Annotated in this window: 13 protein-coding genes; 9 read left to right on the plus strand and 4 right to left on the minus strand. The window is 70.3% G+C overall.

The window, feature by feature from the left end; genetic code table 11:
• The first annotated feature begins 65 nt into the window (after nt 1–65).
• From OHA18_RS18120 to OHA18_RS18155, 8 genes are all read left to right on the plus strand, one after another.
• On the plus strand, nt 66–914 hold the full coding sequence (locus tag OHA18_RS18120) for a LysR family transcriptional regulator (protein ID WP_329005284.1): 849 nt from the start codon (nt 66–68) through the stop codon (nt 912–914).
• Between the two features lie 286 nt (nt 915–1,200).
• Nucleotides 1,201–3,663 carry an MFS transporter gene (locus OHA18_RS18125; protein ID WP_329005285.1) on the plus strand — a complete coding sequence of 821 codons (2,463 nt, stop codon included), beginning with the start codon at nt 1,201–1,203 and terminating at the stop codon, nt 3,661–3,663.
• A 210-nt stretch (nt 3,664–3,873) separates the two neighbouring features.
• On the plus strand, nt 3,874–5,172 hold the full coding sequence (locus tag OHA18_RS18130) for an SWIM zinc finger family protein (protein ID WP_329005286.1): 1,299 nt from the start codon (nt 3,874–3,876) through the stop codon (nt 5,170–5,172).
• Nucleotides 5,169–6,596, plus strand: a complete 1,428-nt coding sequence (locus OHA18_RS18135) for a DUF5691 domain-containing protein (protein WP_329005287.1) — start codon at nt 5,169–5,171, stop codon at nt 6,594–6,596. The genes OHA18_RS18130 and OHA18_RS18135 overlap by 4 nt, the downstream gene beginning before the upstream one ends.
• The gene (locus tag OHA18_RS18140) at nt 6,593–7,675 is read left to right on the plus strand and encodes an ATP-binding protein (protein WP_329005288.1); all 1,083 of its coding nucleotides are present in this window, start codon (nt 6,593–6,595) and stop codon (nt 7,673–7,675) included. The genes OHA18_RS18135 and OHA18_RS18140 overlap by 4 nt, the downstream gene beginning before the upstream one ends.
• Complete coding sequence (locus OHA18_RS18145) at nt 7,672–9,840, plus strand: DUF5682 family protein (protein WP_329005289.1); 2,169 nt, start codon at nt 7,672–7,674, stop codon at nt 9,838–9,840. The genes OHA18_RS18140 and OHA18_RS18145 overlap by 4 nt, the downstream gene beginning before the upstream one ends.
• Complete coding sequence (locus tag OHA18_RS18150; protein ID WP_329005290.1) at nt 9,837–10,985, plus strand: VWA domain-containing protein; 1,149 nt, start codon at nt 9,837–9,839, stop codon at nt 10,983–10,985. The genes OHA18_RS18145 and OHA18_RS18150 overlap by 4 nt, the downstream gene beginning before the upstream one ends.
• An 11-nt stretch (nt 10,986–10,996) precedes the next feature.
• Nucleotides 10,997–11,284 (plus strand): antibiotic biosynthesis monooxygenase family protein, encoded by a 288-nt coding sequence (locus OHA18_RS18155; RefSeq protein ID WP_329005291.1) that lies wholly within the window; start codon nt 10,997–10,999, stop codon nt 11,282–11,284.
• 36 nt (nt 11,285–11,320) lie between these two features.
• On the opposite strand, the gene OHA18_RS18160 is transcribed toward OHA18_RS18155, so the two are convergent.
• Together OHA18_RS18160 and OHA18_RS18165 are read right to left on the minus strand one after the other, a co-directional pair.
• Complete coding sequence (locus OHA18_RS18160; protein ID WP_329005292.1) at nt 11,321–11,665, minus strand: YciI family protein; 345 nt, start codon at nt 11,663–11,665, stop codon at nt 11,321–11,323.
• Nucleotides 11,662–12,609, minus strand: a complete 948-nt coding sequence (locus tag OHA18_RS18165; RefSeq protein WP_329005293.1) for an aldo/keto reductase — start codon at nt 12,607–12,609, stop codon at nt 11,662–11,664. Before OHA18_RS18165 ends, OHA18_RS18160 begins: the two co-directional genes overlap by 4 nt.
• A 156-nt stretch (nt 12,610–12,765) precedes the next feature.
• Between OHA18_RS18165 and OHA18_RS18170 the strand changes: the two genes are divergently transcribed.
• Nucleotides 12,766–13,335, plus strand: coding sequence for a TIGR03086 family metal-binding protein (locus tag OHA18_RS18170; RefSeq protein ID WP_329005294.1), 570 nt, complete (start codon nt 12,766–12,768; stop codon nt 13,333–13,335).
• Here OHA18_RS18170 and OHA18_RS18175 read toward each other — a convergent pair.
• Nucleotides 13,306–14,538 (minus strand): hypothetical protein, encoded by a 1,233-nt coding sequence (locus OHA18_RS18175; RefSeq protein ID WP_329005295.1) that lies wholly within the window; start codon nt 14,536–14,538, stop codon nt 13,306–13,308. The two genes, OHA18_RS18170 and OHA18_RS18175, sit on opposite strands and share 30 nt — an antisense overlap.
• Nucleotides 14,456–15,526: a glycosyltransferase gene (locus OHA18_RS18180; RefSeq protein WP_329005296.1), complete on the minus strand. Its 1,071-nt coding sequence runs from the start codon at nt 15,524–15,526 to the stop codon at nt 14,456–14,458. The genes OHA18_RS18175 and OHA18_RS18180 overlap by 83 nt, the downstream gene beginning before the upstream one ends.
• Between the last annotated feature and the right edge of the window lie 186 nt (nt 15,527–15,712).

Below are 15,712 nucleotides of genomic sequence, written 5' to 3' on the forward strand. Positions count from 1 at the left end.
AGCGGGCGACCCAGACGCAGTTACGCTGTACAGCGATAAGGAATCGTGATCGCCGGGGGTGGTCGATGGAGCTGCGGCAGCTGCGGTACTTCGTCACGGTGGCCGAGGAACTGCACTTCGGCCGGGCCGCCGAGCGGCTGAACATCGTCCAGCCCGCGGTCAGCCAGCAGGTCGCCCGGCTCGAACGCGAGCTCGGCCTGCAGCTGCTCGATCGGTCGTCCCGGCACGTGCGGCTGACCGGCGACGGCGAACGGATGCTGCGCGAGGCACGCGCGGTCCTCGCCGCCGCGGACCGGGCCGGCGACGTCGCGGCCGAGCTCGCTTCCGGGCGCTCCGGCGTGCTCCGGATCGGCATGGCGCCCGGGCTCCGCGATCGGCTGGAGCGTGGTCTTGCCGCGCTGCGAGCGCAGACGCCGGACCTCGACGTGAGGCTGACGTCGGGCTCCACCAGCGACTATCTCGCCGCGTTGCGAGCCGGTGAGCTGGATGTCGCGTTCGTCCGCGGGGAGGTGGCCGCCGCCGACTTGCACGTCGTCGAGCTCTGGCGCGATCCACTCTCCGTCCTGGTGCCGACGGCGTACCAGGCCGACGACGGCGTCAAGCTGATCGACCTGGCCGCGTTGCCGCTGCGGCTCCCGGCCGATCCGTGGTTGCAGGAGCAGATGTCCGCGGCCTGCCGGGCGGCCGGGTTCGAGCCGGTGATCGGCCGGCCGGTGGACGATTTCGAGGCGGCGATCGTGGAGATGGCGACCGGATCGCCGGCCTGGACCGTGGTCTACGGCACCGCGTGTGAGTCCGCCGAAGGAGCGCTCTGGATGGGCCCGTTCGCGCCGGCGCTGAGCGCGCCGGGGCAGCTGGTCGTCGCGGGCGGTCAGCTGGACTGCGCCGACGTACTGGTCGCTGCCTTCGCGTGAGCCCCCGGCGGGCCCTGACAGCTCCGCCGGGGGTGTTGATTACTCAACAAGCACCGGATCGTACGTCGGAAAGCGAGTTCCGAGGAGGGCTCGTCTCATAATTGGCCACGCTCTGCGCTGAACGGTTCACTGGCTCCCGGTGAGCGGTTGCTGACGCTGCGGGGATATTGTTGGTAGTTGCAACCAAATATCGGGCTGTGTGAGGACATGTCAGCCGTTTCCGCCCCGGGGCCAGTGCACGCCACTGACCCCGGTCGTCGCGATCCCGCCGTACGAACGGAAACTGATGTCTGCCACCACTCGGACCTCGCCGGCCACACCCCCGGCCGACACACCGAACCGCTATCGCTCCCGGTACGCCGGGGGTGAGCCGGACACCACACCAGCCACGCCGCCGCCACCTCCGACTGCGCCCACGCCGCCGACGGCCGCCGCGGAGCTGTCGCACCGGGAGATCCTGGAGATCCTCGCCGGGCTGCTCGCCGCCCTGTTCACCGCGGTCCTGAGCTCGACGATCGTCAGCAATGCGCTGCCGACGATCATCGCGGACCTCGAGGGCTCGCAGACGCAGTACACCTGGGTCGTCACCGCCAGCCTGCTCGCGATGACCGTGTCCACGCCGGTGTGGGGCAAGCTGTCGGACCTGATCAGCAAGAAGCTGCTCGTGCAGCTCGCGATCATCATGTTCGTCACCGGCTCGATGCTGGCCGGCGCCTCGCAGAACGTGCCGTTCCTGATCGGCGCGCGCGTACTGCAGGGGCTCGCGATGGGCGGCCTGATGGCGCTCGCGCAGGCCATCGTCGGCGCGGCGATCCCGCCTCGCAACCGCGGCCGGTACTCCGGCTACATGGGTGCCGTGATGGCGCTCGCGACCGTGTCCGGGCCGCTCGTCGGCGGCGTCATCGTGGACACGTCGTGGCTGGGCTGGCGGTGGTGCTTCTACGTGTGCGTGCCGCTCGCCGTGATCTCGCTGATCGTTCTGCAACGGTTCCTGCACCTGCCGGTGGTGAAGCGCAAGGTCAAGATGGACTACCTCGGCGCACTGCTGATCGCGGGCGCGGCCAGCCTGCCGCTGATCTGGGTGTCGTTCGCGGGCGTGCACTTCCCGTGGTGGTCCTGGCAGACCGGCGCCTATCTCGGCGGTACGGCGGTGCTCGCGCTGCTGGCCGTCGTCGTCGAGGTGCATGCGCGCGAGCCTCTGGTACCGGTTCGCGTCGTGCGGGAACGGACGACGGCGCTGGCGATCCTCGCGAGCCTCTCGGTGGGGATCGCGATGTTCGGCAGCGCGGTGTTCCTCGGGCAGTACTTCCAGGTGGCCCGCGGGTACAGCGCGACCGAGGCCGGATTGCTGACGATCCCGATGATGTTCGGGTCGTTCCTCGGGTCGGTCGGGTCCGGGCAGCTGATCACGCGGTACGGGAAGTGGAAGCGGTACCTGGTGCTCGGCGGGATGTTCCTGACTGCGGGGCTCGGCGTACTCGGGACGATCGACCACACCTCGCCGTACTGGTACATCGGGCTCGGGATGCTCTCGATGGGCATCGGCATGGGCATGATGATGCAGAACCTGGTGCTCGCCGTACAGAACACCGTTGACGTCAGCGAGGTCGGCGCGGCGAGCGCGTCGGTCACGTTCTTCCGCAGTCTGGGTGGTGCGGTCGGGGTGTCGGTGCTCGGCGCGGTGCTGGCGACGCGGGTGACTGACTCGATCGCCGAGCACATCAAGGCGCTCGGTCCGGCTGCGGTTGCTGCGGCGCAGGGTGGGTCGGGGAGCGTGCTCGACGTGAACTCGCTGCCGGCGCCGGTCGCGGAGATCGTGCGGCACGCGTACGGCGACGCAACCGGCCGGATCTTCGTGATCGCGGCCGGGGCGGCCGTGGTGAGCCTGCTGGCCGTCCTCTTCATCCACGAGGTGCCACTGAGACGCACCGTCGCGATGAGCACGACGGCCGCCGAGGGCGCGGAGGGCGCGACGGGCGCGGAAGGCGCGACGGGCGCGATGGGTGCGGAGGGTGCTGCGGGCGCCAACGGTGCTGCGGGGGTGTCTGTTGATGATCCCGCTGAGCGGGCGGCGGTCGTGGCGCTCGACGTGATCACGTCAGCCGAACGGACGGCCCGTGAACGCGAGCGCGAAGCCAACGAGCGTGTGCAGGCGGCCGCGACCGTGATCCGGCAGATGCGTACTGACGTCGCGGACCTGTTCACCCGCGTCGACCAGCAGATCGCCGACCTCGAGGACACCCTGCCCGGCGCCGGCATCCCGCAACCCGCCGCTGCGATCCTCGACTCCCAACGCCCCGCCGGCGAACTGGTCGACGAACTCCGCCGGTACGAACTGAGCGTCCTCAGCGCCAGCCAACGCACCGCCGACCACCTCCGCGAAACCGCCCGCACCGAGGCCGACCACGTCCGCACTACCGCGCACGCCGAGGCCGACCACGTCCGCACCACCGCGCACGCCGAAGCCGACCAGCTCCTCTCCGAAGCCCGGTCCGAAGAGCAGGAGATCCGAGCCCGCGTCGCGGAACTCCAACAAGTCGAACAACGCCTCCTGGGCACCGTCCGAGACACCCTCTCCACCACCCCACCCCCGCCCACGCCGAGCCCGCAGCCCGCGGCGACGAGCTCGGTGGCGTCGACCACCCCGCCGCCGTTCCCTTCGGACGGCTCGTCGCCGTACCTCCCGCACGCGACCGGCAACGGCTACCCCGACGCCACCGCCAGCCCGGAGCGCCAGCCCTTCGGCTGACCCGCCTCGCCGCCGAGTCGTGGCAATTGGCGGCGGCGCCGTCCGCCCAGTCGTGAGTTTCGGCAGTTTTCAGCAGCCAGGATCCACGACTCGGCGGAAGGGCCGGCCGCCAATCGCCACGACTCGGCGCTCGGGCTGGCTGGGCGTCGGGTCGGGGGCGTGTCGGCGGGGAGTGGCATGCTTCGGGTAGGCCGGTGGTGAGGGAGTGGTGTGGGGTTGTGGGACGCGGAGCAGGTGCTGGGGCTGGCGTCTGATGCTGCGTCCGCGAAGGCTGGGCAGGGGTTGGCCCGGGACGAGAAGTGGACCGGTAGCGGAGCGTCCGAGCGCGCGGTGTGGGGCCTCTGCCAGGGGAGCGGCAAGCAGCCGTACCAGACCGCGGTCGAGCTGAGCGGACCGGCGTACAAGTGCTCCTGTCCGAGCCGGAAGTTCCCGTGCAAGCATGCGCTGGGGCTGTTGCTGCTCTGGTCCGCCGGTAGCGTCCAGCAGGGCGATGAGCCTGAGTGGGTGACGTCATGGCTGGATCAGCGTGCCGCGCGGGCTGACCGGCCGGAGCGGAAGCCGGGTGAGGTTGCCGATCCGATCGCAGCCCAGCAGCGCGCGTCGCGGCGTACTGATCGGGTGTCGAGTGGCATGGCCGAGCTGAAGGGCTGGCTGGACGACCAGGTGCGGGTCGGGCTCGGCGGGTTCGACCAGCGGGCGTACACGGAGCTCAGCCGCCTCGCCGCGCGCATGGTCGACGCACAGGCGCCAGGAGTTGCCGGAGCGGTACGACGTGCAGCGGCCGTCGTCGGCCGCGGACACGGCTGGCCGGGCGAACTGCTCGAAGAGCTGTCCCTCGTTCACCTGATCGTCTCCGCCCACGACCGCCTCGCCGACCTCCCGCCGTCGCTCGCCGACACCGTGCAGACCAGGATCGGCTGGTCGACCGAGACCGCTCGCGTGCTGGCCGAGGGCGAGAAGGTCGAGGACGACTGGCTGGCCCTCGGCCGGGTGATCGAGCCCGACGACCGCCTCACCGTCCGCCGCGTCTGGTTGCGCGGGGCAACAACCGGTCGCCTCGGCCTGCTCCTCAACTTCGCGGCCGCCGGCCGGCCGCTCGACCCGCTCCCTGCCAGGCCGGGCGAGCACGTCCCCGGCGCACTCTCGTTCTATCCGGGCGCCCTCCCGATGCGAGCGCTCCTCACGCAGACGGCTACCCGCCAGCCAGCGCCGCGTCCGGCCGGATCGACAGCCCGGCAAGCGCTCGCGTCGTACGTCGAATCGCTCGCCGCCAACCCGTGGAACGAGCGCTGGCCGCTGGTGCTCCAGGACGTACGACCCGCCCGGCAGGGTGACGGCTGGGCGTTGGTGGACGCAGACGGGGACGGGCTCGAACTGTTGCCAGGCTGGGATCCCTGGAAGCTCCTCGCGGTGTCGGCCGGCGACCCGATCACGGTCGCGGGCGAGTGGAACCGCGCGGGCCTTCGCCCGATGACCTGCTGGCATCACGATCGGCCGGTGATCCTGTGAAGGGCTGGGACGGTCTGGTCAGCTCGGCGCTCCTCGGCACCGATCGCCGGCCCGCACACTTCGAGGATCTTCCAGAGCACATCCAGGAGCGCCTCGGCGACGGCGGCCTCCTCGATGCCGCCGCCCTCGCGACTGTCTACAAACGGGCCGGCCGCAAGCCCCTCCGCGAACTCGAGCCGATCCCAGCCGCCCCCGGTGAGGATCGGCCGCTGCCGCGTTCCGGCGCTATCCGTCGGCTGGCCGCGATGCTCGGCGGCTTCCAGACCTCCGCGCTCGGCGAGTGGTTGCGCGCCGCCGACGCCCGCGGCTGGGGTGTACCGCCCGAGCACCTGCCCGCGCTCGCGGACTACGCCCGTCATCGCGCCGAGTACCGTCCGCTCGTGATCGCAGCCGCCGGTCGTCGCGCGCGCTGGCTGGCGGATCTCAATCCCGAGTGGCGCTACCTCCACGCTGCCGTTGCTGAGAGCAACGACCCGGAGTTGTGGACGCACGGCAACGCCATCCAGCGCCGGACTTGGCTGCGCGTACTCCGCAGCCAGGACCCCGCCACAGCGAGGGAGGCGCTGGCGGAGGTTTGGCCGACCGAGTCCGCGGCCACCCGAGCCGACTTCGTCAGCCTCCTCGCCGACGGTTTGTCCTTGCAGGACGAGGATTTCCTGGAGTCTGCCCTCGACGACCGTTCCCGCGAGGTACGCCGGGTCGCCGCGCGCCTGCTCGCCCGGGTCCCGGGATCGCAGTACGGCGAACGCATGACCGAGCGCCTGCACTCGCACCTGACTCACACCCAGGGCGTGCTGGCGGTGGATCTGCCCCGGAGCCTTACACAGACGATGGAGCGCGACGGCATCGACTCCCAGAACCCGGAACGCATCGGCAAACGCGCCTGGTGGTTCCTGCAGATCGTTGCCAACACTCCCCTTTCGGCGATGGACATCGCCTGGCTCCAGCTGCCGGTGGAGGGCTGTGCGCCCGCGGTCCTGCAAGCCGGCTGGGCTGAGGCCGCCATTCGCGAGGGTGGCGCGCCAGATCCGAGAGTCAGTGCGGTGGAGTGGGCGAGGGAGCTGTTGCTGATGACCGCCGACACCGGGACGCGCAGTCCGGCAGAGCTGCTGCGACTACTCCCGCCCGACGAATGGGCCAGAGCTGTCGACACCCTGCGCCAGACCGTGGACGTCACCGAACTTGTCGGCGGGTTGCCGGTGCCGTGGCCGGAGTCCCTCGCCAACATGATCCTGGACCAGCTCGCCAAGGTCGGCGCCAACCGCGCCTGGGCCCGGCTCGCCAGCATCGCGGCCCGCGCCGTACCGCCCGACGTACTCGACCATCCGATCACCCGCGAACCCATCGGCGAGGAAGACACCTGGCGTCGCCGCCTGGTGGAGACCCTGACCTTCCGCCGCGAGATGTACGAGGAGCTGTCATGACAACTGAAGTCCTTCGCCCGCATGCGGAAGTGGAGTACGCGGACGAGTTGCTGGCGCTCGAGGCCGCCGACGACAAGCCGCGTCCGCCGGCCTGGCAGCTGTCGCCGTCGGCGGTCGTCACCTATCTGCTCGGCGGGACGGCGGGCAGCACCGAGATCTCGCCGAAGTACGTCGGGCCGCGGCGGCTGATCGAGGTCGCGGTCGCCACCCTCGCGACCGACCGGGCCCTCCTGCTGCTCGGCGTACCGGGAACGGCGAAGACCTGGGTGAGTGAGCATCTCGCGGCCGCGATCAGCGGGGACTCGACGCTGCTCGTGCAAGGTACGGCGGGTACAGCGGAGGAAGCGATCCGTTATGGGTGGAACTACGCCCAGTTGATTGCCCAAGGCCCCAGTGAGGCCGCGCTCGTGCCGAGTCCGGTGCAGCGCGCGATGGCCGAGGCGAAGATCGCCCGGATCGAGGAGCTGACCCGGATGCCGTCCGACGTCCAGGACGCGCTGATCACGATCCTGTCCGAGAAGACGCTGCCGATCCCCGAGCTGGCCACGGAAGTCCAGGCCCGCAAGGGATTCAACGTCATTGCCACCGCCAATGATCGCGACAAGGGCATCAACGAGCTGTCGTCGGCGTTGCGGCGGCGCTTCAACACCGTCGTACTCCCGCTGCCGGAATCCGCGGACGACGAGGTGGAGATCGTCTCCCGCCGGGTCGCGCAGCTCGGTTCGGCGCTGGAACTGCCGCAGCCGGACGACGCGCTCGAAGAGATCCGCCGGGTGGTGACGATCTTCCGCGAACTGCGTTCCGGCCGGACCGAGGACGGTCGTACGGCGGTCAAGTCACCGTCCGCGACGTTGTCGACCGCGGAGGCGATCAGCGTGGTCACCGGCGGTCTCGCGCTCGCGGCGCATTTCGGCGACGGCGTACTGCGGCCGACGGATGTTGCCGGCGGCATCCTTGGCGCCGTCGTGAAGGATCCGGCCGCGGACCGGGTGGTGTGGTCGGAGTACCTCGAGACCGTCGTCCGCGAACGCGACGACTGGGCGCCGTTCTACCGGGCCTGCCGAGAGATCTTCGGATGACCGTTCATCTGCTCGGGATCAGGCACCACGGGCCCGGATCGGCGCGCGCGGTGGCGACCGCACTGGCCGAGCTCGAGCCTGACGTGGTGCTGATCGAGGGACCGCCGGAGGCCGACAAGATCGTCGAACTGGCGGCCTCGGAGGAGATGGAGCCGCCGGTCGCCTTGCTCGCGTACGCCGTCGATGACTCGACGCACGCCGCGTTCTGGCCGTTCGCGGTGTTCAGTCCCGAGTGGCAGGCGATCAAGTACGGGCTGAGCGCCGGGGTGCCGGTGCGGTTCTGCGACCTGCCCGCGGCGCAACAGTTCGGATCCCGAGGCGGACGCTCGGTGTCGATGGATCCGCTCTCGACACTGGCGCAGGCCGGCGGGTACGACGATCCCGAGCGCTGGTGGGACGACGTGATCGAGTCGCGGCGTGACGGCGCCGAGCCGTTCACGGTGATCGCCGACGCGATGCGCGAACTGCGTCACGGCGAGGAGGCGACCGGCCGCGAAGCGCAGCGCGAGGCCTACATGCGGATGGTGCTGCGCAAAGCGATCCGGGAGGGGTTCGAACGGATCGCGGTGGTCTGTGGCGCCTGGCATGTCCCGGCGCTGGAGCTGCCGTTGCCCCCGGCAACACACGACCAACGGATCCTGAAAGGCCTGCCGAAGCGGAAGATCGCCTGTACCTGGGTGCCGTGGACGCACGGCCGGCTCGCGGCAACGAGCGGGTACGGCGCCGGCATCACGTCACCCGGTTGGTACCACCATCTGTTCACCGCGCCGGATCAGATCACCACACGGTGGCTGTCCAAGGTCGCTCAGGTACTGCGGGACGAGGATCTGCCCGTCTCCAGTGCGCATGTGATCGAGGCGGTCCGCCTCGCAGACACCCTGGCAGCATTGAGGGAACGACCGCTCGCCGGGCTGAGTGAGGTGACCGAGGCGACGCGGGCAGTGCTCTGCGGTGGGAACGACGTACTGCTCGATCTCGTCACGCGGGAAGCGGTCGTCGGGGAGTTGCTCGGGTCCGTGCCGGGCGAGACGCCACAGGCTCCGGTCGCGGCGGACCTGGCCGCGCAGGCGCGGCGGCTGCGGATGAAGCGGGATGCGACCGAGCGAGTGATCGAGCTCGACCTGCGCAAGCCGAACGACGTGGAGAAGTCCAGACTCCTGCACAGGTTGCGGATTCTCGGTGTGGACTGGGGTGTGCCGGCCGTGGACGAGAGGCGGGCGCAGGGCACGTTCCGGGAGATGTGGCGCCTGACCTGGGATCCCGGCCTCGAGGTCGAGCTGGTTGCCGCAGGCGCGCACGGTACGACGGTGCTCGGCGCCGCGACGACCGTGATGCTGAAGGCGGCCGATTCGACCACATTGGCCGACGTCACGGCCGCGCTCGAGAAGTCCCTGCTCGCCGATCTCGCGGACGCGTTGCCGCCCTTACTGCAAGGGATCGACACCCGGGCGGCCGCCGATGCCGATGTCGGCCATCTGATGGCGGCACTCCCTGCCCTGGCGCGAGCATCCCGGTACGGCGACGTTCGTGGGACTGACACCGCCGGATTGGCCGCGGTTGCGGGGCGGATGGTCTCGCGGGTGTGCGCGGGGCTCGGCCGGACTGTCCACGGGCTCGACCCGGACGCGGCAGGCGCCGTACAGGAGCTGATCGACGGGGTACAGGACGCGACCGTGCTGCTCGCCAAGGACGTGCAACAGGAGTGGCTGAACACGTTGGAGGGGTTGAGCGATCGGGCCTCAGTGCCCCCGCTGATCCGGGGACGGTTGACGCGGCTGATGCTCGACACGTCGCGGTCGCCGGATCACGAGGTCGCGCTGCGGTTGGGGCGGGCGTTGTCTCCCGGTACGCCGACCGCGGACGCGGCCGGGTACGTCGAGGGATTCCTGGCCGGCGGCGGGTTGTTGCTGGTGCACGACGAGCGGCTGCTCGCGTTGGTGGACGACTGGCTGGGCGCGATCCCTGACGATGCGTTCGTGGAGGTCCTGCCGTTGTTGCGGCGTACGTTCGGGACGTTCGCGGCGCCGGAGCGGCGGTCGATCGGAGCGCGGGCGCGGGTGCTCGCGGACCCGAGTTCGCTAGTCGTTGCTGATGACAACGACCTCGACGAGGAGCTGGCCGCGACCGCGTTGCCGGTGGTCGCGCAGCTGCTGGGGGTCTCATGAGTGACGAGCGGATGCGCCGCTGGCGGCTCGTGCTGGGTGGCGAGGCCGAGCCGGAGACCGGTACGACGCTGTCGGCCGAGGACCGGTCCGTCGACGCCGCGTTGGCTGCGTTGTACGACGCCGACGAGGGCGAGTCGGGGACGCAGCGGTCGTCCGGGCTGGGTTCGTCGGCGCCGCGGGTCGCGCGGTGGTTGGGCGACATCCGGCAGTACTTCCCGAGCACCGTCGTACAGGTGATGCAGCGGGATGCGGTCGAGCGGCTCGGCATCACGCGGATGCTGATGGAGCCGGAGCTGCTCGGCGCGGTCGAGCCCGACGTACATCTGGTCAGCACGCTGCTCGCGCTCAACGAGGTGATGCCCGAGGAGACCAAGCAGACCGCCCGGGACGTGGTCGGTCGGGTCGTCGCCGAGTTGGAGGCGCGGCTGGCGGAGCGTACGAGGGCCGCGGTCACGGGTGCGCTCGACCGGGCCGGGCGTACGGCGCGGCCGCGGCACTCGGACATCGACTGGGACCGGACGATCCGGGCGAACCTCAAGCACTTCTCGCCCACGCTCGGGACGATCGTGCCGGACCGGCTGGTCGGCTACGCGCGGCGGAACCACAGCGTGCAGCGGGACATCGTGCTGGCGATCGACCAGTCGGGGTCGATGGCGGAGTCGGTCGTGTATGCGTCGCTGTTCGGTGCTGTGCTCGGTTCGATCCGGACGTTGCGGACCAGTCTGGTGGTGTTCGACACCGCGGTCGTGGATCTGACCGATCAGCTCGACGACCCGGTCGACGTACTCTTCGGGACGCAGCTGGGCGGCGGGACGGATATCAATCGTGCGCTGGCGTACTGCGAGGAGCTGGTGACGAAGCCGGCCGAGACAGTGCTCGTCCTGATCTCCGACCTCTACGAGGGCGGGGTCCGGGAAGAGATGCTGCGGCGGGCGCGTTCCTTGGTGGAGTCCGGCGTACAGGTGATCGCTCTGCTGGCGCTTGCGGACTCGGGCACCCCGTCGTACGACGCCGAGAACGCGGCCGCGCTCGCGGATCTCGGCGTACCGACGTTCGCCTGCACACCGGACCTGTTCCCGGACCTGATGGCCGCCGCGATCCGGCACGAGGACATCACCGGCTGGGCAGCCACCAACCTGACCTGAAAGGGACCCTGATGACCACCGTCGAACTGACCCGCTTCCGCGTGCCGGCCGAGAAGACCGAGGAGCTGCTCGCCGCCCGGACCGACATGCTGAAGGACTTCGCGGCCGATCGCGCCGGATTCCTGGGCGCACGGCTGGTGCAGCTGCCGGACAACGAGTGGCTGGACATCGTCGACTGGGCGACGCCGGAGGACTTCGCCACATCACGCGAGAAGGGCCCGAACCTGCCGGGCATCGCCAGGTTCTTCGCGGCCATCGACTCCTTGGTGGTCGCCGAGGAAGGCGTCAGCGCGGGGTAGTTCGCCGGACACCGCCCCGATCCTGCACCTGGCGCTCTAGCCGGCGATCTCCAGGATGTCGATCGGGGTGTACGGGTCGGCCTCGGCGAAGCGGAGGGCCCACTGGACGGCTTCCTCCTTGGTGTCGACGCGGATGATCGAGACGCCCGCGACGAGCTCCTTGGTCTCCGTGAACGGGCCGTCCATCACCCGCGGCTGACCCGGCACCGGGAACGTGATCCGCGCACCCCGGGAGCTCGGCATCAGCCCCTCGCCGAGCACCAGCACCCCGGCCTGACGCATCTCCTCGAGGACAGCGTCGGCCCGCTCGAGGATCTCCGGATCGGGCGGATTGCCCGCCTCGAGGTTGTCATTCGTCTTGTGCAGCAGCATGTACCTCATAGCCGAGACCTTAATCGGCCCCAGAACGCCTCGGGGATCTCGAGATCGAGCCACGCCGCGATCTCGGTGATCTCCCGCGGGCTCCGTGCCCCGACGACCACGGCCGGTACGGCGGGATGCGTCAACGGGAACTGCACCGCAGCCGCCAGCAGCGGTACGTCGTATCGCCGGCACAGCTCCCGCAGTACGTCGATGCGGCGGAGGACGTCCGGTGGGACCCGCGCGTACCCGTGCGGTGCGCCGTCCGCGGTGTCGGCGAGGACACCGCCCTGGAACACCCCGGCCGCGAGCACCGCGATGCCGAGCTTCTCGCACAGCGGCAGGAGCTCGTCCTGGCCGGTCTGGTCGAGGAGCGTGTACCGCCCGGCGAGGAGCACGCAGTCGACGCCCTGGGTCTCGCGGAGGAAGCGCGCCGCGACATCGGCGTGGTTGACGCCGAGTGAGATCGCCCCGATCGTGCCGCGGCCGCGGAGCTCGACCAGAGCCCGGAACGCTTCGGTCGACGCGGCCGGGTAGTCGAGCTCGGGGTCGTGGATGTGCAGGATGTCGATCCGGTCGATGCCCATCCGCTCCAGGCTCGTCTCGAGCGAGCGGATCGTGGCGGCGTACGAGTAGTCGAGCCTCGGCCCGAGCCCGGCGGGCGGCTCGGCCCAGAGCGGCTGCAGATCCGGCCCGCCCGGCTCGATCAGTCGCCCGACCTTGCTGCAGAGCACGAACTCGCCGCGTGGCCGCCCGCGCAACGCCAGCCCGGCCCGTTGCTCGGACAACCCGTACCCGTAGACCGGAGCGGTGTCGAACAGGCGGACCCCGAGCTCCCAGGCCCGATCGATCGTCGCCACCGCCTGCTGCTGCGGAACGGCCGCGAACATCCCTCCGAGCGATGCCAGCCCCAACCCCAGCTCGCTGACCCGCATCCCCGTCCGCCCCAAGTCCACCGTCCGCATGGCGCAGACGGTAGAAGGCGCCGCCGACAGTTTGGGTGGACGCCCACGCATGCATAACCCCGATCTAGACGCGCCTCAGCGCGGTCGACGGGCACTTATGCATGCCTGCAGATCCCGAACCTTCCCCCCGACTCGCCCAGGCGGCAGGATGCGGTCATGGGCGAGATCGCGGAGCGGTACCGACGGCGGGCCGATGCGTTCGAGCGGAAGGTCGCGGCGGTCGCGGTCGACCAGTGGGAGAACCAGTCGCCGTGCGCGAAGTGGACCGCGCGGGACGTGGTCGAGCACGTCGTCACGATGCACGCGGTGATGCTGGTCCCGGTCGCGCGGAAGCTGGAGCCGTCGGACGATCCGCTGACCGCGTTCCAGGAGGCGCGCGCCGCGGTGGAGGACGTGCTCGACGACCCCATCGCCGCGCTGACCGAGAGCGACACCCCAGGCGGGCGGCTGACAGCCGAGCGGCACATCGACCAGGTGGTGTCCGACGACCTCGTCCTGCACGGCTGGGATCTCGCCCGCGCCACCGGCCAGGACGAGACGATCGACCCGGTCGACCTCGAGCCGCTCTGGGCGACCGCGGTCGCGATCCCACCGGAGCTGATGGCGAAGTACCGCACGCCTGGCGCCTTCGGCGAGGGCATCGAGGTGTACGGCGCCGAAGTACCCGTCCCGCCGGACGCCCCGCTCCAGGACCGGCTACTCGGGTTGCTCGGCCGCGAGCCGTGAGATGTCGCTCGGCGCGTAGTAGCTGCCTGGGTCGTCGCAGCGCGGCGCTCGAATGAGGTCCGCCGGCCGCCTCATCAGTAGCGCGTGACCTTTCGCGATCGCGGGCTCCAGGTACTCGTGCCCGGGGAGGTCTGCGACCGCTGTCCGGCAGCCGAGCGCCATGCCTTCGAAGAGTGCGGTGGTGGAGACGCCGACCTGGTACGTCGCCGTGGCGAGCAGGTCGAGCGTGCTGCCGCCGGTCGACACCTGCAGCCCGGCCGGGATCTCGTAGTCCTCTGCGCGCTCGCTCGGATGGAGCCGGTAGAGGATCTCCAACTCGGGGTGCTGTTTGGCGACGGCGTCCGCGGTGCGGATCAGCTCCGCCCCGACCGTGCCTTGTGACAGGAACACCACCCGGCGAGGATCCTTCGGCCCGGGCGGCGGCAGGAACGACGCGCCCATCACCTCGGTCCGCATCCCGGCGGGCAGGTCCGCGACGTCCGTCCAGTACGACCCGAAGCACCACAGCTCGTCCGGCTGATCGGCGACCACCGGCCGGCCCGGGTAGCTGTAGCCGAGGTGGAACGGGCTGATCGCGCCGTGCTGCAGTTCGACCACGCGAATCCCGAGGTCGCGGGCGGCGCCGACGATGTGCTGGTGGAAGTACGCGACGACCAGGTAGACGGTCTTGATCCCGTGCCGCTTGAGCAGGGCGCGATACAGGGCGCGCAGCCGCAGGTGCTTCGGTACTTCGCGAGCGAGGAGCGCGCCGACCGGGATCCGGACGCCGGTGAGTTTCTCCAGCGCTTGGCCGATGCCGCGGTCATCGGCGGTCCGCGGGTGGATCGCGCCCGCGGCCGAGGTGAAGAAGTCGAGGTTCTTGCTGCCGCGGAGCGGGGTGCCGTTGATGCCCGAGTCCAGGATCAGCGTGTTGTCGCCGAGCGTTGCCCGCAGGTCGTCGGTGTAGATCTCGACACCGTTCGGTTTCCGCGGGTGCGGTACGACGAGGGCGTCGTACCGGCCGGGGAAGGGGGACCGGGTGACGATCCCGGCGACGTGCCTCGCGACCAGAGCGGCCTTGTCGTACGGCGTACGTCGTACCGGATGGGGTGCGCCGTGGATGCCGGTGCGGCGGGTCAGCTCATGGAAGACGCGCATCCGGATGATCGGCCAGGGGTGAGCGCCGTTGATCTGCCACTCGAGCAGCTCCAGGTCCGTCTCCACCTGCCAGATCGCCCGGCACAGCTCCGCCACCGTAGGCCGGCCCGGGGCCGTGGCCGGACCCGTGCCGTTCCCGGTACTCGTCATGGTTGATCCCTACTATCCCCGCGAGACTGCCGACGCCCGAGAAGAACCGGCGGACTGCCTTCAGCAGGTGCGTCTTCCGGCCGAGCAGCAGCCCGGCGAGGGCGAACCCGATCGCCGAGATCACCCGGGCCGAAGCATAGGCCAGCACCAGCAGGTAGCTGATCGCGCCCGGTCGGATCAGCAGGCGGCTGATCGTGTCACCGCTGCCGGAGCGGAAGGCCCGCCGTACCAGCCAGTGCAGGGTGGTCCGGCCGACCGGCACCTCCTCGGCGATGCACGCCTCCTCGCACCACACGATCCGGAATCCGGCCCGGTGCACGCGGAGGAAGAAGTGCAGGTCGCTGGAGCCGGTGTAGCGGAACGCGGGATGGAAGCCGGGCGTGACCGCGTGGTAGACGCGGCGGCTGACCAGGGTGTTGTTCGTGTACGCCTTGCGGAGCTCCTCGCCGGTGGTGTGCTTGCCGGTCGAGTCGTGGACGTCGCTGTAGTGGTTCCAGGGCGGGGCGCCGGGCGGGAGGTTGCCCTTCACCGGTCCGGTGACAACGTCAGCCCCCGTCTTCTCCCACGCCTGGAGGAGGGTCTTGAGCCAGCCTGGGGGCGCGACCTCGTCGTCGTCCACGAAGATCAGCGCGTCGTCGTTCCAGCACAGCTCGACGGACTTCTCGCGGGCGAAGGGGATACCCGGCTCCGGCTCCACCACCGATTCGATCGGGTACGGCGTACCCTCGCCGAACTCCTCCAGTACCCGGGCCGCGGACCCGTCCGCGTCGTTGTCCACCACCACGATCCGGATCGCGTAATCGGAGTCCGAGGGCAGCTCCTGAGCCTGCAAACTGGTCAACAACCCCCGCAACAGAGCAGGTCGCCTGAAGGTAATCACCGCAATGGCGACGCAGGTGCTCATGGCGCCCGAGACTATCGGTCCCCGCCAACAACCGCCCATCCAACACATGTGACAAACCCCGCCGCTCCACGCGGGAGCGGACGACTGCCTCGCGGCGGTCAGATGTCGGAGGGCCCCGGTTCCCATCCGGTCTGCTGGGCCCAGGTGTCGGCCCGCGGAAGTAGCGTTTGGTGCGCTCGGTGTTGT

Origin of the sequence: Kribbella sp. NBC_00709 (assembly GCF_036226565.1) — a bacterium.
Classification (GTDB): domain Bacteria; phylum Actinomycetota; class Actinomycetes; order Propionibacteriales; family Kribbellaceae; genus Kribbella.